Origin of the sequence: Williamsia herbipolensis (genome assembly GCF_000964005.1) — a bacterium.
GTDB classification, from domain to species: Bacteria; Actinomycetota; Actinomycetes; order Mycobacteriales; family Mycobacteriaceae; genus Williamsia_A; species Williamsia_A herbipolensis.
The window spans coordinates 112,904-132,335 of the sequence record NZ_JXYP01000018.1; the positions used below are offsets into that span (position 1 = coordinate 112,904).

At 70.4% G+C, this 19,432-nt stretch carries 19 protein-coding genes; 10 read left to right on the top strand and 9 right to left on the bottom strand.

Annotated features, from left to right (window positions below; genetic code table 11):
• Positions 1 to 38 precede the first annotated feature (38 nt).
• A complete protein-coding gene (locus TU34_RS09165; RefSeq protein WP_045822555.1) occupies positions 39 to 554 on the bottom strand; it encodes a DUF3093 domain-containing protein in 516 nt (171 codons plus the stop codon).
• Between the two features lie 22 nt (positions 555 to 576).
• Here TU34_RS09165 and dut point away from each other — a divergent pair, with 22 nt between their 5' ends.
• Both dut and TU34_RS09175 read left to right on the top strand, forming a co-directional pair.
• Positions 577 to 1,062, top strand: a complete 486-nt coding sequence (gene dut, locus TU34_RS09170) for a dUTP diphosphatase (RefSeq protein ID WP_045822556.1) — start codon at positions 577 to 579, stop codon at positions 1,060 to 1,062.
• 5 nt (positions 1,063 to 1,067) lie between these two features.
• On the top strand, positions 1,068 to 1,949 hold the full coding sequence (locus TU34_RS09175; protein ID WP_045822638.1) for a DUF3710 domain-containing protein: 882 nt from the start codon (positions 1,068 to 1,070) through the stop codon (positions 1,947 to 1,949).
• Between the two features lie 28 nt (positions 1,950 to 1,977).
• Here TU34_RS09175 and TU34_RS09180 read toward each other — a convergent pair whose 3' ends face one another.
• On the bottom strand, positions 1,978 to 2,709 hold the full coding sequence (locus TU34_RS09180; protein ID WP_045822557.1) for a hypothetical protein: 732 nt from the start codon (positions 2,707 to 2,709) through the stop codon (positions 1,978 to 1,980).
• Positions 2,710 to 2,812: 103 nt separating this feature from the next.
• Here TU34_RS09180 and TU34_RS09185 point away from each other — a divergent pair, with 103 nt between their 5' ends.
• Together TU34_RS09185 and TU34_RS09190 are read left to right on the top strand one after the other, a co-directional pair.
• The gene (locus TU34_RS09185; RefSeq protein WP_045822558.1) at positions 2,813 to 3,187 is read left to right on the top strand and encodes an OB-fold nucleic acid binding domain-containing protein; all 375 of its coding nucleotides are present in this window, start codon (positions 2,813 to 2,815) and stop codon (positions 3,185 to 3,187) included.
• Positions 3,177 to 3,917, top strand: a complete 741-nt coding sequence (locus tag TU34_RS09190) for a DUF3159 domain-containing protein (protein WP_420835170.1) — start codon at positions 3,177 to 3,179, stop codon at positions 3,915 to 3,917. Before TU34_RS09185 ends, TU34_RS09190 begins: the two co-directional genes overlap by 11 nt.
• Here the strand turns inward: TU34_RS09190 and TU34_RS09195 are convergent.
• Positions 3,907 to 4,566 (bottom strand): potassium channel family protein, encoded by a 660-nt coding sequence (locus tag TU34_RS09195; RefSeq protein ID WP_045822559.1) that lies wholly within the window; start codon positions 4,564 to 4,566, stop codon positions 3,907 to 3,909. The genes TU34_RS09190 and TU34_RS09195 overlap by 11 nt on opposite strands.
• A 46-nt stretch (positions 4,567 to 4,612) precedes the next feature.
• Positions 4,613 to 5,275: a potassium channel family protein gene (locus tag TU34_RS09200; RefSeq protein WP_045822560.1), complete on the bottom strand. Its 663-nt coding sequence runs from the start codon at positions 5,273 to 5,275 to the stop codon at positions 4,613 to 4,615.
• An 89-nt stretch (positions 5,276 to 5,364) separates the two neighbouring features.
• On the opposite strand from TU34_RS09200, the gene TU34_RS09205 reads away from it, so the two are divergent.
• Genes TU34_RS09205 through dxs form a run of 3 tightly spaced genes read left to right on the top strand, consistent with a single transcriptional unit; the run spans position 5,365 to position 10,776 of the window.
• On the top strand, positions 5,365 to 7,434 hold the full coding sequence (locus tag TU34_RS09205; protein ID WP_045822561.1) for an APC family permease: 2,070 nt from the start codon (positions 5,365 to 5,367) through the stop codon (positions 7,432 to 7,434).
• Complete coding sequence (locus tag TU34_RS09210; RefSeq protein ID WP_045822562.1) at positions 7,431 to 8,789, top strand: class I SAM-dependent RNA methyltransferase; 1,359 nt, start codon at positions 7,431 to 7,433, stop codon at positions 8,787 to 8,789. Before TU34_RS09205 ends, TU34_RS09210 begins: the two co-directional genes overlap by 4 nt.
• Before the next feature lie 31 nt (positions 8,790 to 8,820).
• Positions 8,821 to 10,776 carry a 1-deoxy-D-xylulose-5-phosphate synthase gene (gene dxs, locus TU34_RS09215; protein ID WP_045822640.1) on the top strand — a complete coding sequence of 652 codons (1,956 nt, stop codon included), beginning with the start codon at positions 8,821 to 8,823 and terminating at the stop codon, positions 10,774 to 10,776.
• A gap of 16 nt (positions 10,777 to 10,792) precedes the next feature.
• On the opposite strand, the gene TU34_RS09220 is transcribed toward dxs, so the two are convergent.
• Positions 10,793 to 12,118 (bottom strand): HRDC domain-containing protein, encoded by a 1,326-nt coding sequence (locus tag TU34_RS09220; RefSeq protein ID WP_045822563.1) that lies wholly within the window; start codon positions 12,116 to 12,118, stop codon positions 10,793 to 10,795.
• 11 nt (positions 12,119 to 12,129) lie between these two features.
• On the bottom strand, positions 12,130 to 12,723 hold the full coding sequence (locus TU34_RS09225) for a DUF3000 domain-containing protein (protein WP_065973552.1): 594 nt from the start codon (positions 12,721 to 12,723) through the stop codon (positions 12,130 to 12,132).
• Between the two features lie 133 nt (positions 12,724 to 12,856).
• On the opposite strand from TU34_RS09225, the gene hemE reads away from it, so the two are divergent.
• From hemE to hemQ, 3 genes are read left to right on the top strand one after another with little or no spacing between them, the layout of a single operon-like run.
• On the top strand, positions 12,857 to 13,915 hold the full coding sequence (gene hemE, locus TU34_RS09230) for a uroporphyrinogen decarboxylase (protein ID WP_420835171.1): 1,059 nt from the start codon (positions 12,857 to 12,859) through the stop codon (positions 13,913 to 13,915).
• The gene (locus tag TU34_RS09235) at positions 13,912 to 15,372 is read left to right on the top strand and encodes an FAD-dependent oxidoreductase (protein WP_203225428.1); all 1,461 of its coding nucleotides are present in this window, start codon (positions 13,912 to 13,914) and stop codon (positions 15,370 to 15,372) included. Before hemE ends, TU34_RS09235 begins: the two co-directional genes overlap by 4 nt.
• Positions 15,369 to 16,064, top strand: a complete 696-nt coding sequence (hemQ, locus tag TU34_RS09240; RefSeq protein ID WP_045822565.1) for a hydrogen peroxide-dependent heme synthase — start codon at positions 15,369 to 15,371, stop codon at positions 16,062 to 16,064. The genes TU34_RS09235 and hemQ overlap by 4 nt, the downstream gene beginning before the upstream one ends.
• 30 nt (positions 16,065 to 16,094) lie before the next feature.
• On the opposite strand, the gene msrB is transcribed toward hemQ, so the two are convergent.
• The 3 genes from msrB to TU34_RS09255 form a co-directional block, all read right to left on the bottom strand.
• On the bottom strand, positions 16,095 to 16,532 hold the full coding sequence (msrB, locus tag TU34_RS09245; protein WP_045822566.1) for a peptide-methionine (R)-S-oxide reductase MsrB: 438 nt from the start codon (positions 16,530 to 16,532) through the stop codon (positions 16,095 to 16,097).
• Positions 16,529 to 17,689 carry a glycosyltransferase family 87 protein gene (locus TU34_RS09250; protein ID WP_045822643.1) on the bottom strand — a complete coding sequence of 387 codons (1,161 nt, stop codon included), beginning with the start codon at positions 17,687 to 17,689 and terminating at the stop codon, positions 16,529 to 16,531. The genes msrB and TU34_RS09250 overlap by 4 nt, the downstream gene beginning before the upstream one ends.
• Before the next feature lie 137 nt (positions 17,690 to 17,826).
• Positions 17,827 to 19,419: an alpha/beta fold hydrolase gene (locus TU34_RS09255; protein ID WP_045822567.1), complete on the bottom strand. Its 1,593-nt coding sequence runs from the start codon at positions 19,417 to 19,419 to the stop codon at positions 17,827 to 17,829.
• Positions 19,420 to 19,432 lie beyond the last annotated feature (13 nt).

Consider the following 19,432-nt stretch of genomic DNA (forward strand, 5'->3'; position numbering starts at 1 on the left):
GGAGGCGGGTCGGCGCTCGTCGTGTGTGAGGTCGGTCGTCAGTCCTGGTCGCGTGCCGAGGCGTCGGACAGCCCGATCGCCGCGAGCAACTCGGCGGGATGTCGGGTGCTGACCAGCCAGTAGGGCGTCGGGTCATCGGGGTCGTCGAGGACGAGGAGCACCATCGTCTTGACCCACGCCCGATGCATCATGAACGCCGCCGGGTCGAGCTGCCGGCCGAGCGCCGCGCTCTTCGCCGTCGCCGGGATGGTGGCGCCGCGGGCGATCAGCGACACGGGCAGATGCGCCTTGTGGGCCCACAATTCACCGTCGGCGGTCACACGGACGGTGACACGGCCCATCGACCACAGCATCCACACCGCGAGCACCGCGACCACGACATAGGCGACGGCGCTCCACGACGCCTGCCGGGCCGCGAGCTGGATCTCGTACCCGAACACGCCGACCACGACCGCGGCCGCGGGCCACCACCACCACGGGACCCGCAGACGCTCGGTGAAACGGTCGGCGACAGGGGACAAGCCGCGCTCGTCGGTCGATGAAAACGATGCCACCAGGCCAGCGTAGTCTTCGCCTGTGGCAGTCGATGCGCAGGTCGAGACGGTTGCATTCCGACGACTCGACCCCTCGGTCCCCCCTCCGCTCCGCGCTCACGACTCCGATGCCGGGGTCGATCTGTGCAGCACGGTGGACACCGTGCTGGCCCCCGGTGCGCGTGAGCTCGTCCCGACCGGCATCGCCGTGGCGCTGCCCGTCGGCACGGTGGGCCTGATCCATCCGCGCTCGGGTCTCGCCACCCGCGTCGGACTCTCCATCGTCAACGCGCCCGGCACCGTCGACGCCGGCTACCGCGGCGAGATCAAGGTGTGTCTGATCAACCTCGACCCGTCCGAGCCGATCACCATCCACCGGGGCGACCGCATCGCGCAGCTGCTGGTGCAGCGGGTCGAACTCCCCGAGTTCGTGGAGGTCGACACGCTCGACGAGACCAGTCGTGGGACCGGCGGCCACGGCTCGAGTGGTGGTCACGCGTCGCTCGTCGATCCGCGTCGGGAAGGATGACGACCATGACGGAGGAGATCGGTTCGGGGCGGGGCCCCTACGACATCGAAGATCTGGCCGACGACGTCGACCTGTCCAACTCGCATCTCGACCTGGGATCGGTGCTCGTACCGGTCGTGGAGGGCGGGCAGGTCACCGTCGAGATGACCGCCGACCATCAACCCCAGGCGGTCCACCTCGTGACCCCGCACGGTCGCATCAGCGTCGCGGCGTTCGCCGCCCCGCGGTCACCCGGCCTGTGGCGAGAGGTGGTGGGGGAGTTGGTCGACACCCTGCGCACCGACGGCGCCGAGGCTTCCACAGAGGACGGACACTGGGGCCGCGAGGTCGTGGCCGTCGTGCCCGGTGGTGTGCACCGGTTCATCGGCGCCGAGGGACCCCGCTGGATGGTCCGCTGCGTCGCGAGCGGTCCGCCGGAATCGGCCGACGACCTCGCGCCCGTCGCGCGCGCGGTGCTCAGTGAGTCGGTGGTGCGACGCGGCTCCGATCCACATCCGCCCCGTGATCCGCTGCCCGTCTCGCTGCCGCCCGTGCTCGCCGAGCAGGTGTTCGCCGCGCAGCAACAGATGCAGGCCGACGGTGTGATGGATCAGTTCGCCGCGGCCCCCGAGGAACTCGCCGAGCAGACCGGCACCCCACCGGCCGAGCCGACGTCCACCGTGACGGGTGCCGGTGCCGACACCGAGGTCGCGCCCGAGGGTGCGATCGCCCAGAGCGCTCGTGCGCACGTCATCGGTGAGGACGATCCCGTCGGGACCGACGTGCACCCCGACATCGAGGTCACCGACGCCGCGGCACAGGAACCGTCGGAGGCCGAGGCGGATCGGTCCCGTCGGTCGTCGGGGTCGGCGCTGCAGCGCCTGCGCCGACGACAGGGCAAGAAGTAGACCCCCACGGCACGAAGTGAACGGCGGCTCAGGCCAGTTCGGCCCAGGCCGACGCCGCCGCTCGTCCGATCGTGCCCGGATCGTCGCCCCAGGCGTCGAAGGTGATCGACCGCAGCGCCGACCGCGGCGCGAGGTGCGCCCAATGCTCCGCGATGTGGTGAGGATGGATGGGGTCGGCGCGTACTCCCACCACCGCCAGCGGCACCCCGAGTGCCGACAGCATCCCGGCCGTCGGTGTGCGCATCGCCGCCGCCTCACCGAGCTGTGAGCGCAGGGGCGCCCCGATCGACCTCCACGACCGCGCCAGCTCCTCGCCCAGCCACGCGGGGGTGTTCACGCGCATCTCCGCGGTGGCGCCGTCGATCCCGAGACGGTCGATGAGATCGACCGTCGCCAGAGCACTCAGCGCCGCCGGCGACGGCGCGGACTGCCCGTCGAACAGCCAGGGCGGCATCGCGGCGACGACACCTGCGCACGCGTCGGACTCGAGCGCCCACCCGACGCCGACGCAGGCACCGATGGAGATCCCGGCGACGAGGACCGAACCGTCGCCGGCGGCAGCGCCCTCGAGCGCGCGGAGGTAGGCGGTCTCGACCCCGTCGGGGCCGGGATCGACGGCGGCCAGCGGCAGGCCCAGGGCGTCGGCGAGGGGGGTGAAGGCGCGCCTCGCGTAGTCGGCGTCGGAACCCGTTCCCGGTAGCGCCACCAGCACCGATGCACCTGCGAGACCGCTGGTCTCAGAAGGTGTGACGGTGGCCATCCCATGATCCTGCCCCGTGGGTGGTGTGGTGATCGGGCGAGGTCTACCCTGGCGATCCAGGGGCCGTCATCAAGGCCCCGATCAGCTACCGTGAAAGGGTGCGATGACCGCAGGAGCCGGATACCTCAAGCGCCTCACCAGGCGTCTCACCGAGGATCTCGAGCAGGCTGACGCCGAGAAGATCTCGGAGCAGTCGCAGGCGACCGGTGCCCAGCGCGCGTGCGACTGTTCGCGCGGCGAGGAGGTCAGCATGCTCGGTGAGCTGCGGTCGGTGCAGACCTGTTCGAAGGCGACGAAGACCGGTGTGGTCGCGGAGTTCTTCGACGGCACGGACGTCGTCGTGCTGAAGTGGATCGGCCGCAACCGCATCCCCGGAATCGAACCGGGACGCAAGATCACCGTGCGCGGACGTCTCGGCGAGAAGGACGGCGCCAAGGTGATCTACAACCCGTACTACGAGCTCCTCGGTGACGACTGACCCCTCGCGTGGCCTGTCCGACCCCGAACACGCACCCGACACCCCGGATACCGTCACGACAGCCGCGGCCGCGGCGCCCACCCTGCTCGAGCAGATGGGCGGCATACCCGGCCTGATCTTCTCGACCGTCCCGATCGTCGTGTTCGTCACGGCCAATGCCATCGGCGGTCTCACCCCCGGCATCATCGCCGCCGTCGCGGTGTCGGTGGCGATCTTCGCCTACCGGCTCATCCGCCGCGACCCTATCCAGCCCGCCGTCTCGGGTCTGTTCGGTGTGGCCATCTGCGTGTTCATCGCCCACCGCACCGGCGACGCCAAGGGGTTCTTCCTCGTCGGCATCTGGACGACGCTCGTCTACGCGGGCGCGTTCCTGCTGTCGATCCTGGTCCGCTGGCCGTTGGTCGGCGTCATCTGGAACGTGGTGAACGGCAACGGGACCGCGTGGCGCAAGCACCGGAAGACCTTGCTCGCCTACGACCTCGCGACCGCGGTGTGGGCGGTGCTGTTCGGGGTCCGCTACCTCGTCCAGTCGTTCCTCTACGATTCCGACCAGACCGGCCTGCTGGCGGTCGCGCGCATCGGGATGGGATGGCCGCTCACCATCGCCGCCGGCCTGGCGACGGTTCTGCTGGTGCGCTGGGCCGAGCGCGAGGAGGCGACCGGGCCCGATGTGACGATCGACCCCGACGGGGCACACGAGACCGGCGGGGCGCCCGCGGCTAGAGACTGAGGATCGCCTCGCGCAGAGCCTCTTCCACCTCGGCCGGCGCGATGAACACCAGTTCGTCGCCGCCCTCGACCGGGTCGTCGGCCTGGGGCACGATCACCCGCCCACCGCGCAGGATCGCCACCAGCGCCGCGTCCCGCGGCAGCACCAGCTTGCGCACCGGCTTGCCCGCGAACGAGGTGTCCTGCGGCAGCGTGATCTCCACCAGGTTCGCCTGACCCTGCCGGAAGGTCATGAGCCGCACCAGATCCCCGACCGAGACGGCCTCCTCGACCAACGAGGCGAGGATGCGCGGCGTGGACACCGCCACGTCGACCCCCCAGCCCTCGTCGAAGAGCCACTCGTTGCGCGGGTCGTTGACGCGGGCCACCACGCGCTCCACGGCGAACTCGGTCTTGGCCAACAGGCTCACCACGAGGTTCGCCTTGTCGTCGCCGGTGGCGGCCACCATCACGTCGTAGGTGTGCAGCTGCGCCTGTTCGAGGTTGTCGAGCTCGCAGGCGTCACCGTTGATCCACGTGGCCCCGGGGACCGAGGCCTCGTCGATGTTGTCGACGCGTCGCTCGAGCAACATCACCTCGTGCTTGTTGTGGAGCAGTTCGCGGGCGATCGACCGACCCACCGCACCCGCCCCGGCGATGGCGACCTTCACCGTTGACCACCTTCGTCGTGGGGACCGCCGACGATCACGGCCCCGGTCATCCTGCGTCCCGTTCGCCCGCGGCGACCTCGAAGGCCTTGTCGCGGTTGTCGCGCAGCACCGAGACGAACACGTTGTCGTCCTGCTGCAGCACCGTGCGAGGTTCGGGCAACAGCGCGTTGCCCAATCGGTTGATGAATGCGATCCGCGCCCCGGTCTCCTCCTGGAACACCGCGGCGGTCTGGCCGATCCAGCTCTCGTGGAACGGGATCAGCGTCACCAGCACCGAGCCGGAGGGATCCCGCCAGGCCGTCGACGGGCTGCCCTCGCCGAGTGCGGCGACGAACCGCTGGGTGGTCCACGGCACCGTCGCGACGGTGGGGATGCCCAGACGTTCGTACACCGCGGCGCGTTTGGCGTCGTAGATCCGGGCGACGACCTTCTCCACACCGAAGGTCTCGCGCGCGACACGCGCGGCGATGATGTTCGAGTTGTCGCCGGAGGACACCGCGGCGAACGCGTCGGCGTCGGCGATGCCCGCGGTCCGCAACACGTCCCGGTCGAAGCCCACACCCTTGACGGTGGTCCCGCCGAAAGCACTGCCCAGACGACGGAACGCCGAGGAGTCACGGTCGACGACCGCCACCTCGTGCCCCTTGCCCTCCAGGGCCAGAGCCAGGGACGAACCGACCCGGCCGCACCCCATGATCACTACCCGCACCAGCGTCCTCCTCGGTACAACCGGACCTGCGATCGGAAACGCTACCGCCCCACGTCGCCGCGGTGACCACCACGTCCTATGGTTGCCCAGTGTCCACCGTGTCCAAGCTGTCCGTAGCAGCGAAACGGCTCGTCCTCGGACGTCCGTTCCGGAGCGACACCCTCGGCGCCACGCTGCTGCCCAAGCGGATCGCACTGCCGGTCTTCGCCTCCGACGCGATGTCGTCGGTCGCCTATGCGCCCCAGGAGATCTTCCTGGTGCTCTCGGTCGCCGGCCTGTCGGCCTACACCTACACCCCGTGGATCGGCGTCGCCGTCGCGGTGGTGATGGCCGTGGTGGTCGCGAGCTATCGGCAGAACGTGCACGCCTACCCCTCCGGCGGCGGCGACTACGAGGTGGCGACGGTCAACCTCGGGCCCAAGGCCGGTCTCACCGTCGGCAGTGCCCTGCTCGTCGACTACATCCTCACCGTCGCGGTCTCGATCTCCTCGGCGGCGGAGAACATCGGTTCGGCCATCCCGTTCGTCGAACAGCACCGGGTGTTGTTCTGCGTGGTGGCCATCGTGTTGCTCACGAGCGTGAACCTGCGTGGCATCCGGGAGAGCGGCACCGCCTTCGCCATCCCGACCTACGCGTTCATCGCCGGCATGGTCGTCATGCTCATCTGGGGTTTCGTGCAGATCTTCGTCCTCGGTGACGACATCAGCTCCGAGACCGCCGACTTCGGCGTGAAGGCCGAGAACAACCACCTCGTCGGCATCGCCTTCGTCTTCCTCATCGCCCGCGCGTTCTCCTCGGGCTGCGCGGCGCTGACCGGTGTCGAGGCCATCAGCAACGGCGTGCCCGCGTTCCAGAAGCCGAAGTCGCGCAACGCCGCGACGACACTGTTCCTCCTCGGCGCGATCGCGGTCGTGCTGCTGCTCGGGATCATCCTGCTCGCGCAGAAGATCGGCGCGAAGTACGTGGAGAACCCGGCCGCCGATCTCACCGGCGCTCCCGCGGGATACCAGCAGAAGTCCCTGGTGGCCCAGCTCGCCCACGCCGTGTTCGCGAACTTCACGCCCGGCTTCTACTTCGTCACGATCGTGACCGCGCTCATCCTCGTGCTCGCCGCCAACACCGCGTTCAACGGATTCCCGGTGCTGGGTTCGGTGCTCGCGCAGGACCGGTACCTGCCGCGCCAGCTCCACACCCGCGGCGACCGCCTCGCCTTCAGCAACGGCATCCTGTTCCTCGCCATCGCCGCGATCGCCTTCGTCGTCGCGTTCGGCGCCCAGGTGACCGCCCTCATCCAGCTCTACATCGTGGGCGTGTTCGTGTCGTTCACCCTGAGTCAGATCGGCATGGTGCGGCACTGGACCCGCCACCTGCGCACCGAGACCGACCCCGGTGCGCGCGGACGGATGCAACGGTCACGCATCATCAACTCGATCGGCCTGGCGATGACCGGCACCGTCCTCGTCATCGTCCTCATCACCAAGTTCCTCGCCGGCGCCTGGATCGCGATCGTGGCGATGGTGGCGATCTTCGGGTTGATGCAGCTCATCCACCGGCACTACGCGTCGGTCCAGACCGAGCTCGACAACAGCGAGTACGAGACGATCCTGCCCAGCCGCACCCACTCGGTGGTGCTGGTGTCGAAACTGCACCTGCCCACCAAGCGAGCCCTGGCCTTCGCCCGTGCCACCCGCCCCGACGCGCTCGAGGCCATCACCGTCAACGTCGACGACCGCGACACCCGGCGGCTCGTGGCCGAGTGGGAGAGCAGCGACATCACCGTCCCGCTGAAGGTGATCGCGTCGCCCTATCGTGAGATCACCCGTCCCGTCATCGATTACGTTCGTCGGCTCCGCCGCGAATCGCCGCGCGACGTCATCACCGTGTTCATCCCCGAGTACGTCGTCGGTCATTGGTGGGAGCAGATCCTGCACAACCAGTCGGCGCTGCGCCTCAAGGGACGACTCCTGTTCGAGCCCGGCGTGATGGTGACATCGGTTCCGTGGCAGCTCAGTTCGTCGGACCGCCGCAAGAACAAGGACCGCATCTACAACGCACCCGGCGACCTGCGTCGCGGCATGGTGGGTGCCCCCGAACCGCTCGGCGCGGAAACCCGCAGCACCCCGCCCGGTGCCCGCGGCTCCGGCAGCGACACCCCGTGAGCGCGCGGCCTGCCGAGTCCGGAGGCTGGACAGGGTCGCGGCGCGAACTCACCGACCTGCGTCCGGCACACGGGGGTGCGATGGTCGGTCGCGACGAGGGTCGCGCGGTGTTCGTGCGCGGTGCCCTGCCCGGTGAACGCGTCCTCGTCGAGGTGACCGAGGACCGCCACCGCTCCTACTGTCACGCCGTCGTCGTCGAGGTCGTCGAACCGTCCGCACACCGGATCGATCCGGTGTGCGCCGCGGCCGCGGCCGGCGCCGGGTGCTGCGACCTCTCGTTCGTCACCGACGACCATGCGCGCGACATCAAGGCGACGGTCCTGCGCGAACAGCTCGAACGGCTCGGCGGGTGGTCGGCGGATGCGCTGCGCGCGTCCGGTGTCGACGCGGTCGGGGTCGCGCCCCTCGGTGCCCCGACGCACTGGCGTACCCGCGTCCGTATGCCCGTCGACGCCGCCGGTGTCGTCGGTGTGCACGCCCCGGCGTCGGATGTCGTGGTGACCGGTGCACGATGCGCGCAGCCGATCGCAGGGCTCCTCGACGGACTCGACGCCCACTCCTGGACGCCGGGCGCCGAGGTGGTGGCCGTGGCCGGGGACGACGGTGTGATGCACCTGACCGAACTCGTCATGAGCCCCACGACACCCGCGCGGGGTCGGTCCGGACGGGGTCGCAACGACCGTCGAGGACGGGCGCAGCGGGCACGGGCCGACCGTTCGGTGTCGCGGGAGACCGTGGTGGCGGGACCCGACACCGCCGTGCACCGCGTCGGCGGCCGCACGTGGCTCCTGCCGGTGACCGGCTTCTGGCAGGCACATCGTTCCGCCCCGACCCGCTACGGCGAGCTCGTGGCGGAGATGGCCGCGCGCCACGCCCCGACAGCGACGTCGGCGTGGGATCTCTACGGCGGTGTCGGGGTGTTCGCCGGCGCACTGTGCGACGCCATCGACACGCTGACCTCGGTGGTGGTGGTCGAGGCCGACGCCGCGGCGACGGCCGCGGCGCGCGCCACCTACGCCGACGACGACCGGGTGGCGGTGTACCGCGGACCCGTCGACGCCGCCCTGGCCAACCTCCCCGCCCCCGACGTCGTCGTCGCCGACCCACCGCGCAGCGGCGCCGGCCGATCGGTCGTGGAGGGCATCTGCGCCGCGGCCCCGGCGTTGGTCGTCCACGTCGGCTGCGACGCCGCCACCTTCGCCCGTGATCTCGGAACCTACCGCGAACTCGGCTACCGACCCGTCGAACTCGTCGGGCTCGACGCCTTCCCGTTGACCCACCACGTCGAGGCCATCGCGGCCCTGGTGCCCGACCCCACACTCGGCAGTGGCCGATCGGACGAGCCCCTTCCGTAGACTCGACGTCACCATGCTGGAAGGAGCGTCGATGGGTGTGCTCGAGAGGATCTATTCGCCGCGAGATCTCGCGGGCCTCACCGCAGCGGAGCTCGAGGAGCTCGCCGCGGAGATCCGTACCTTCCTGATCGACAAGGTGTCGGCCACCGGCGGGCACCTCGGCCCCAACCTCGGCGTCGTCGAACTCACCCTCGCGATCCACCGTGTCTTCGAATCGCCGTCGGACGCCGTCATCTTCGACACCGGACATCAGTCCTACGTCCACAAGATCGTCACCGGCCGCCGCGACGCCTTCGACACCCTGCGTCAACGCGGTGGTCTCACCGGCTACCAGGAGCGGGCCGAGAGCGAGCACGACTGGGTCGAGTCGTCGCACGCGTCGGCCGCGCTGTCCTACGCCGACGGCTTGTCCAAGGCGTTCGAGCTGACCGGTCGCCGCCGCCACGTGGTCGCGGTCGTCGGTGACGGCGCGCTGACCGGCGGCATGTGCTGGGAGGCGTTGAACAACATCGCCGCCGGCGACCGCCCCCTGGTCGTGATCGTCAACGACAACGGTCGCTCGTACGCCCCGACCATCGGCGGTCTCGCCGACCACCTCGCGGGCCTGCGGTTGCAGCCCGAATACGAGAAATTCCTCGACGAGGGTCGCCGCATGCTGACCGGCGTGCCGGTCGTCGGGTCGGTGGCCTACGCCGCGCTGCACGGCATGAAGAGCGGCATCAAGGATTTCCTCGCGCCGCAGGCGATGTTCACCGATCTCGGCATCAAGTACGTCGGCCCGGTCGACGGGCACGACCAATCGGCGCTCGAGAGTGCCCTGGCGCGCGCGAAGTCGTTCGGCGGCCCGGTGATCGTGCACACCGTCACCCGCAAGGGGATGGGCTACGCCTACGCCGAGAACGACGAGGCCGACCAGATGCACGGCATCGGCATCATCGACCCGCTCACCGGTCGTGCGACGAGCGTGCCCCCGCAGGACTGGACCTCGGTGTTCTCCGCGGCGCTGGTCGAAGCCGGTTCCCGGCGCGATGATGTCGTGGCCATCACCGCGGCCATGGCCGGGCCCACCGGCCTCGCCCCGTTCGGGGCGAAGTTCCCCGACCGGCTCTTCGACGTCGGCATCGCCGAGCAGCACGCACTGACCTCGGCGGCGGGGCTCGCGCTCGGTGGCATGCACCCTGTGGTCGCGATCTACTCCACGTTCCTCAACCGCGCGTTCGATCAGTTGCTGATGGACGTCGCGCTGCTGAAACAGCCCGTCACCCTCGTCCTCGACCGCTCCGGTGTGACCGGGCCCGACGGCCCGAGCCACCACGGCATGTGGGATCTGTCGCTCATGGCGCTGGTGCCCGGCCTGCGCGTCGCGGCGCCTCGCGACGCCGTCCGTCTCCGCGAGGAGCTCGGCGAGGCACTCGACACCGCCGACGGCCCGACGGCGCTGCGTTACTCCAAGGGTGCTGTGCCCGAGGACATCCGGTCGATCGAGCGACTCGCCGACGGCACCGACGTCCTCTACCGCTCGTCGAGCACGGGTCCGGCCGACGTCCTCGTCGTCGGGGTCGGCGCGTTCTGCGCGTTGGCCGTCGACACCGCGGGCCGTCTCGCACAGCAGGGCATCGACGTCACCGTGGTCGACCCCCGGTGGGTGCTGCCGGTCAACGACTCGATCGTCGACCTCGCGCGACACCACCGTCTCGTGGTGACCCTCGAGGACAACGGGGTGCACGGCGGCGTCGGATCGGCTATCAGCGACCGACTGCGCCGAGCCGGTGTGGACGTGCCGGTGCAGCAGCGCGGTATCACGCAGGAGTTCCTGGCTCACAGCAGCCGCAACGAGATCCTCGGCGACCTGGGGCTCACCGCGCAGGATCTCGCGCGCACCATCACCGCCACGGTGTCGACGATGCAGTCGATGACGCCGATGGGCGATGACGTCACCGCCGAGAAGAACGTCTCCGTCGACTCCGACGTCACCGCCGAGAACTAGCCGCGAGACGAAGGTCTCAGCTCACCGGCTCGGCGTCCGCGGGTGCTTCCGGTTCCGGTGGCGCCGTGAACGCCGTGAACATCAGCGGCGTGCACAACTCACGCTGCCATCGCCGTGCGCCACCGCGGGTGAGGCGTTCGGTGATCGCGTCGAGAGTCACCGGTTCACCGACGCCGTCCCAACAGATCTGACGCATCAGGTCGGGCTGCAGCAGGTTCTCCGCCGGGGTGCCCACACGCTCGGAGAGCTCGGCCAGGGCGGTACGGGTGGCCGACAGGCGTTGTGCGGCCTCGGGATTGCGGTTGGCCCACCGGTTGACCGCGGGCAGCCCGACACCGCCGGCGTTGCGCGGGGGGAGATCGGCGTCGGCGAGTCGGCGGGCCCGGTCGATGGCACCGAACCAGCGGCGCGCGAGGCGGCGCTGACGGTGGCCGCCGAACACGGGGAGTCGGGTGAGATCCTCGGCGGTCGCGGGGGAGGCCTGCGCGGCGGCGACGATCGCCGAATCGGGCAGTACCCGGCCCGGCGCGATGTCCCGTTCGATCGCGAGTTCCTCACGGGAGGACCACAGTTCGCGGACGATCGCCAGTGCCCGGGTCGATTTCACCGTGTGCAGCGACGACGTCCGGCGCCACCGGTCGACCCTCGGCGGCGGTTCGGGTTTCGTGCGGACGTGTTCGAACTCCTCGGCCGCCCACTCGTCCTTGCCGGCCGCGACGAGGTCGGCGGCGACGGCGTCGCGTAGCTCCACCAGCACCTCGACGTCGAGGGCGGCGTAGTTCAGCCAGTCCTCGGGCAGCGGTCGGCGCGACCAGTCGGCGGCACCGTGCCCTTTCACCAGTCCGAGGCCGAGATGGTGGGCCACCATGGCCGCGAGGTTGACCCGGGGCAGACCCAGGAGTCGTCCGCCGAGTTCGGTGTCGAACAGGTCGGCGCACACGAAGCCCAGTTCGCGCAGGCAGGGCAGGTCCTGATCGGCGGCGTGCAGGACCCACTGCGGTCCGTCCAGGGCGGCGATCACGCCGCCCAACGCGTCGGGGTGGTCGATGGGGTCGATGAGGAAGGAGCCCGAACCGCGTCGGCGGATCTGCACGAGATACGCCCGACCGGAGTAGCGGAAGCCCGACGCGCGCTCGGTGTCGAGGGCGACCGGTCCCTCGCCCGCGGCGAGACGTGCCGCCGCCTCGTCGAACTCGGCCGGGGTGCGCAGTACGGGCGGCACGCCCTCGGCGGGCTGGGTCAGCGGGGTGATCTCCGGTTCCGCGGCCGCCTCGGGGGCGTCCGAGGCCGGCACGGAACCGGGATCGGGCGCTGTGGGATCAGACGCTGTGGGATCGGTCATGGGGCGACCACTCAGGTGGCCGCGCCGCCGACACCGAGGTTGGTGACACCGGTCGGCGGCAGACCCGCCGCCGACGACAGCACCTCGCAGAAGGCCTCGACGTGGGCGGAGAGGTCGGTCCCGGTGGCGGTCCAGGACGCACGCAGCTCGAGTTGGTGTGCCCGGGGCGGGCCCGAGATGTCGCCGTAGCGGACCGATGTCGTGGAGGTGACGGTGCCGCCGAGGGCGGTGATGTCGGTGACCGCCAGGGCGTCGGCCAGCCAGCTCCATGCGACCTCGGGGAGCAGGGGATCGGTGGCCAGTGCTGCCTCGACCTCGGCCTGGACGAACGCGACGAGACGCATCGTCCCGTTCCAGGCGTCCTGGCCGTCGGGGTCGTAGAGCAGGATCAGTCGTCCGAAGGCGCTGCCGTCGGAGTCGGTCGGGATCTCACCGTCGGGTTCGGGTTGGGTGACCTCGGCGCCGATGGCGTGGCTGTAGGGCGCGAGGCGCTGGGGCGGACGGATGCTGCCGACCTCGATGTCGGGACGGATCCGTGCCGCATGCATCGAGTCGACCGCGCTGCGGAAATCGACAGGCTCCGCGCAAGCCCCGGGTGAGGTCACACCGGAGACGGTAGGCCGAACGGACTCGTCCGTGCCGGAGGCGCGCCGTCGTCACAGCCGGAGGCGCGCCGTCGTCACAGCCGGAGGCGCGCCGTCTGCGGAGTGGGTCGCACATGGCAGCATGAATTCGGTGATGACCCCCTCGATCCCCGACCACGTCCGACGGATGCCGTTGATCGCCGCCGCCACCGGCGACCGACCGTCGCGCCGGCCGGTCTGGTTCATGCGTCAGGCAGGCCGCTCGCTGCCGGAATACCGCGAGCTGCGGGTGGGGCGCGGGATGCTCGAGTCCTGCTTCGACGCCGATCTGGTCACCGAGATCACCATGCAGCCTGTCCGTCGCCACGATGTGGACGCCGCGATCCTCTTCTCCGACATCGTGGTGCCGCTGCGCGCGGCCGGTGTCGATCTCGACATCGTGGCCGGCACCGGGCCGGTGATCGCCCACCCGGTCCGCGACCGCGCCGCGGTGCGCGCTCTGCCGCGCCTCGACCCGAAATCGGTGGGGTCGGTCGCCCATGCCGTGGGAAACATCCTGGGTGAGCTGCCCGAGCACACCTCCCTCATCGGGTTCGCGGGCGCCCCGTTCACCCTCGCGTCGTACCTCGTCGAGGGCGGGCCCAGCCGCAACTACGAGCGCACCAAGGCCCTCATGCACGGCGAGCCGGAGGTGTGGAACGAACTCGTCGGCGCGCTGGCCGACATCACCATCACCTTCCTTCGCGTCCAACTCGAGGCGGGCGTGCACGCGGTGCAGTTGTTCGATTCGTGGGCGGGGATGCTCTCGCTGGCCGACTACGAGCGGTTCGTCGCCCCCCACAGCCGTCGGGTCCTGGCCGAGGTCGCCGATTTCGGCCGTCCGCGCATCCACTTCGGGGTGGGCACCGGGGAGCTGCTCCACGCCATGGGCGAGGTGGGCGCCGATGTCGTGGGCGTCGACTGGCGGATCCCTCTCGACGTCGCCGCGCGAAGTATCGGATCCGGGAAAGCAGTGCAGGGCAACATCGATCCCGCGGTGCTCTTCGCGCCGTGGGAGGTGGTGGAGGGCCACGTGCGCCGCGTCGTCGCCGAGGGTGACGCCGCTGTCGCGGCCGGTGCGGCCGGCCACATCGTCAATCTCGGTCACGGCGTGCTGCCGTCGACCGACCCGGATGTGCTGACGCGGATCGTCGAGCTCGTCCACACGTTGTGACCTCCCCGACGACCACCAACGCCACCGCGGCCACCGGCACGACCGTGCGCGTCGCGGTCGTCGGTGCCGGTGTCTCCGGGCTGGTGGCCGCCTACCGGCTGCGGCAGGCTCTGGGTGCGGCGGCGGTGATCGACGTGTTCGACGCATCCGACACCCCGGGCGGTCTCCTCGCCTCGCGCCGGCTCGACGGGCACCTGCTCGATGCGGGCGCCGAGTCGTTCATCGTGAGACGCCCCGAGGCCGTCGGCCTCGTCGAGGAACTCGGTCTCGCCGATCGGGTGGTCAGTCCCACGTCCCGTCGTCCCGCGATCCTGGCCGCCGGGCGGTTGCGTGACCTGCCGCGACCCACCCTGATGGGGATCCCGGCCGACGTCGATCAGGTCGTCGACCTCGTCGATGCGGTCGATGTCGAACGGATGCGCGGCGACGTCGGTCGCCCGATGGACTGGACGACCGGCTCCGATCGCTCGGTGGGGGAGCTCGTCGCCGATCGCTTCGGGCGCTCGGTCGTCGACCGCAGCGTGGACCCGATGCTGTCGGGGGTCTATTCGTGCCGCTCCGACGACATCGGTGTCCGGGCGTCGCTACCGGCGTTGGCCGCCCGGCTCGACTCCGGCGCACCGGATCTAACCACGGCGGTGAACGAACTGCTCCCGCCGCCGTCGACGGCTCCGGTGTTCGGTGCGCTCGACGGCGGTTACCGGTTGCTCGTCGATCGCCTGGTGCAGGCCGGTGGCGCGACGATGCATCTCGGTTCGCCCGTGTCGTCGGTGGACGCTGACGGTGCCCGGTGGACGGTGACCCTCGACTCCGGACCGCAGAGCTCCCACGACGCCGTCGTGGTCGCACTGCCCGCGCCGGCGGCGGCCACGGTCGTCGCGCACGCGGCCCCGCAGGCGGCGCGTGGTGTCGCGACCGTCGCCACGGCCAGTACGGCGCTGGTGATGCTCGCGATCACCCCCGACGTGGCGCTGCCCGAGCATTCGGGCGTGCTGATGGCCACCGGTGAGGCCACCACGGCGAAGGCGATCACCTTGTCGTCGCAGAAGTGGGCCCACCTCGCCTCCGACGGCGGGCCGGGGCTGGTACGCGCCTCGTTCGGACGCTACGGCGATCCGGTCGATCACCTCACCGACGACGACCTCGTGAGCGCGGCGGTCGCGGATCTGGCCACGATCGTCGACCTGGCCGGTGGATCGAGACCGCTCACCGCCGCCGACCTGGTCGACTCGACGGTGCAGCGGTGGCCGGTGGGGTTGCCGCGGTACGCGCCGGGCCACCGGGATCTGGTGGCCTCCGCGCTCACCGACGTACCGCCGGGCCTGGTGTTCTGCGGCTCCACCTACGACGGTGTGGGCGTGCCGGCGTGCATCGCGCGCGCGGGTGTCGCGGCCGCGCAGGTGGTGACCCATCTCGCCGACCGGGGCCCACACGGCGGTGGCACGATGGGGTCATGACGCGACTCGATTACGCCGAACTCAACTCCACGGTCCGCTACCTGATGTTCTCGGTCTTCGCCGTGCGCCCGGGGGAGCTGCCCGACGACCGGGCCGACGTGATCGCCGAGACCCGTACGTTCGTGGAGAAGCTCGAGACGACCGGGGTGGTGGTGCGCGGCCTCTACGACATCGCCGGGATGCGCGCCGACGCCGACTTCATGATCTGGTGGCACGCGGAGAACATCGAGGACCTGCAGCGGGCCTACGCCGATTTCCGGCGCACCACCGCGCTCGGCCGGGTCAGCAACGCGGTGTGGAGCAATGTCGCACTGCATCGTCCGGCGGAGTTCAACAAGAGCCACCTGCCCGCCTTCATCACCGGTGAGGAGGCCGGCGCGTACATCTGTGTGTACCCGTTCGTGCGGTCCTACGAGTGGTACCTGCTGCCCGACGACGAGCGACGCAAGATGCTCGCCGATCACGGGATGGCCGCGCGGGCCTACAAGGACGTGCGTGCGAACACCGTGTCGTCGTTCGCGCTCGGCGACTACGAGTGGCTGCTGGCGTTCGAGGCGCCTGAGCTGCACCGGATCGTCGATCTCATGCGCGACCTGCGTGCGACCGAGGCCCGCATGCACGTGCGCGAGGAGACCCCGTTCTTCACCGGGCCGAGGGTGCCGGTCGAGCAGTTGGTGAGCTCGCTGCCCTGACCGACGGGCCCTGCCCGGCGGCCCGAGGTGTCAGGCCTCTTCGAGCCGCATCGAGATGCTGTTGATGCAGTACCGGAGGTCGGTGGGGGTGTCGTACCCCTCGCCCTCGAACACGTGGCCGAGGTGGCTGTGGCAGTTGGCGCAGAGCACCTCGGTCCGCTTCATGCCCATCGAGCGGTCGACCTTCTCGATGATCGCCTCACCGGCCAGCGGGCTGAAGAACGACGGCCAGCCGCAGTGGGATTCGAACTTCTGGTCGCTGCGGAAGAGCTCGGCGTCGCAGGCCCGACAGCGGTAGACACCGGTGGTCTTCGTGTCGGTGTACTCGCCCACGAACGGGGCCTCGGTGCCGGCCTGGCGCAGCACGCGGTACTCCTCGGGGGTGAGCTTCGCGCGCCACTGCTCGTCGGTCAGGCCCGCGGCATCGGAGACGGGGGTCGAACCGGCGGTGTTGGAATCGGTGGTCATGCCTCCACGGTAGCGCGCTGCTCCCGCAGGTCGAGCCAGCGGAACAACAGCACACAGAACACCGCGATCATCAGCAGCGACCAACCCCAGGTGACCTTGTTGTACTCGATCGCACGCCCGAACGCGGCCCACCGAGTCGACAGGAACGAGTCGAACGTCATGCACCCGGCGACACCGAGCCACGCCGGCCAGTTGCGCATCACCGATCCTGGCCGGACGACGGTCATGAGCAGTGGGAACAGCAGCATCGAGTAGTAACCCTGGCCGAGCGACAGCACGAGGAACGACGTCGCCAACAGGACACCGGACGAGGTCGCCATCCACAGTAGCTCGTCGGTGCGGCGGTACTGCCTGTAGAGGAACCACAGGCTGAACACGGCCATCAATACGAACGCGATGCGCAGCACGTACAGCAGCCAGGGCTGCACGCCGAAGTACGCGCCGTTGCCGGCGATCGAGCTGTTGTAGTAGTCGCGGGCCTCGCCGAGGTAGGGCACGGTCCGCTTCACGAAGTCCATCGGGTCGGCCGTGAGCGGCCAGGCCAGCGCGGTCAGCACGAGTGGCACGCCGACGGCGCCCACGAACACCTTCCACTGCCGCGAGAGCAACGGCAGCAGGAGGAGAACGGCCAGCACGGGTTTGACGGCGAACGTGATCCCGAGCGGGACACCGGCCCAGAGGTCCTTGCGTTTGAGCGCGAGGGTCATGAACAGGACCTCGCCGAGCAGCACGAACGAGTTGAAGTTCGTGAAGATCAGGGTGTGCGAGACGGTCTCGGTGCAGAAGAAGAAGAACAGCACCGCGGGGAAGGCCACCGACGATGAGGAGAACCCGAACAGCTTCACGAGGAAGTACGCCGCGGCGATCAGCGCGATCACCGACACGACGATGAACAGCCAGCGGGCGCGCTCGGGGTCGATGTAGGCCAGCGGCGCCATCAGCAGCGTCCCCGACGGCGGGTAGAGGTAGTGCGGGTCGACGGTGTTGTAGTTCTCGCCGTAGACCGCCTGGCCCCGGAGGAACGCCAGGCCCGCGTTGTACACCGGGGTGAAGTCGTCGGTCCGGTCGCCGTTGACGCCGAGGATCAGAGAGCGGTGGATGACCAGCAGCACGGTGATCGGCCACAGCGCGAGCGACACGATCCGGGCGGTGTCCATCGTCGGGAGCAGCCGCCGCGAGGTCAGGTCGGGTTCGTGGGCAACCGGCACCGACGAACCGTACTACGGCACCGGCGGCCGAGGGCGCAGGGGGACGAAGGCGGTCGGACGCGCCGCGGTCCGCCACGGCCGTGATGTCAGGACGGGCAGGCGCCGGTGTCGGGGATCTCGCCGGACTCGGCGTACCGCGTGACGATGTCGGCGGCGCAGTCGGAGTGGGCGGCGACCGAGAAGCCGAGCCCGTCCCACGTGACGGTGCTGGTCTTGGCACCCGCCGAGACGAACAGCGGCTCGAGGGCGCCCGAACCGGTGCCACCGTTGATCGTGTCGTCACCGCTGGTGAGCAGGAGGACGGGGACGTCGAATCCGCTCGGTCGAAGTGCGGCGGGGCCGGCCGGCCACCCCGAGCAGCGCAGCAGCGACAGGGCGGTGTCGGTGCCGGTGAACCGGTACTGCCCGCTCCACGACGTGACGAGGGCGCCGATCTCGTTCTGACCCACCGGCTGCGAGGTGTCGTTGCACCGCGACAGCAGCTGTCCGTCGGTTCCACGGAGTGCGCGGGCCCGGGCGGCGGACTGGGTCAGCCCACCGACGTCGCCGGCGATCGCAGACGACAGCAGTCGGGACACCCGGGCCACGGTGCTCGTCCGATCGGTGGTCGTGACCGCGAGTTCGGTGGTGATCGCGCTGAGGACGTCGGCGTCGGAGAGGGTCGCGAGCCGCCCGGCCGCTGCGCGGTCGATCAGCGACAGGATCGCGGCCCGTGCACCGGTGCCCAGTGAGCAGTTCGCGGATGCACAGTCGGTCGCGAAGGTCGTCAACGCGGCGTCGGTACCCGCGGCGACCTGTTGCGCGCGATCCCGTGCCGACGCCAGGTAGGCGGGGGGAGTGTCGAGCACGAGCCGTGCGACCCGGTTGCGGTAGAGCCCGGCGTAGGCCAGGGCGACATCGGATCCGGCGCCCACCCCGACGATGCCGATCCGGTCGACACCCCAGATCGTCCGCAGACGTTCGAGGTCACCGGCGGTGTTGGCGGCGGTGTAGGCCAGCTGATGCGGGCTGATCGTCTCCGAACAGCCGTCGGAGGCCTCGGCCGCGGTGGTCGCCAGCCGGGTCTGCCGTGGTCCGACACCGCTCGCGGCGTCACTGCTGTCGAAACCGTTGTCCAGCAGGGTGTTGCGTTCGCGCACCGTCAGGCAGTCGAGCGGCGAGCTCGCGCCGGTGCCACGTCGGTCGATCGCGACGAGGGGATGGGAGGCCAGCAGGGTGCGGCCGGGGCTGTTCGCGACGAGGACCGCGGTCAACGCCGACGGGATGTCGCTGCCCGAGGTGAGCACCAGCGGCGCGGCCGACGCGGGGGTGCTGGTGAGTCGCACCCGCACCGCGGCCACGTCGACGGCGTCGATGGTGGCGACCCCGGGGGTGATGCTGGCCTGGAAGTCGGCGCACTCGATGCGCACGTCGGCGGCCGTCGCCGACAATCCGTAGCGACCCGCGACGTCGTCGGGACACGTCCGCCAGCCGAGATCGGTACGGGGTGCGTTCAGTGCCGGTGCGGCCGGCGCCTCGGTGCTCGCGGCGGGGCCGCCACCACCGCCGCCGTTGTCGATGACCAGACCCGGTCCGGTGTCGGGACCGACGGCACATCCCGCGAGCAGGGCCCCGACGATCGCGAGGACCACGACCACGGTCGCCGATCGCGGGGACCGGAGCTGGGGGACGCGAGGCATACCGGCGAGCCTA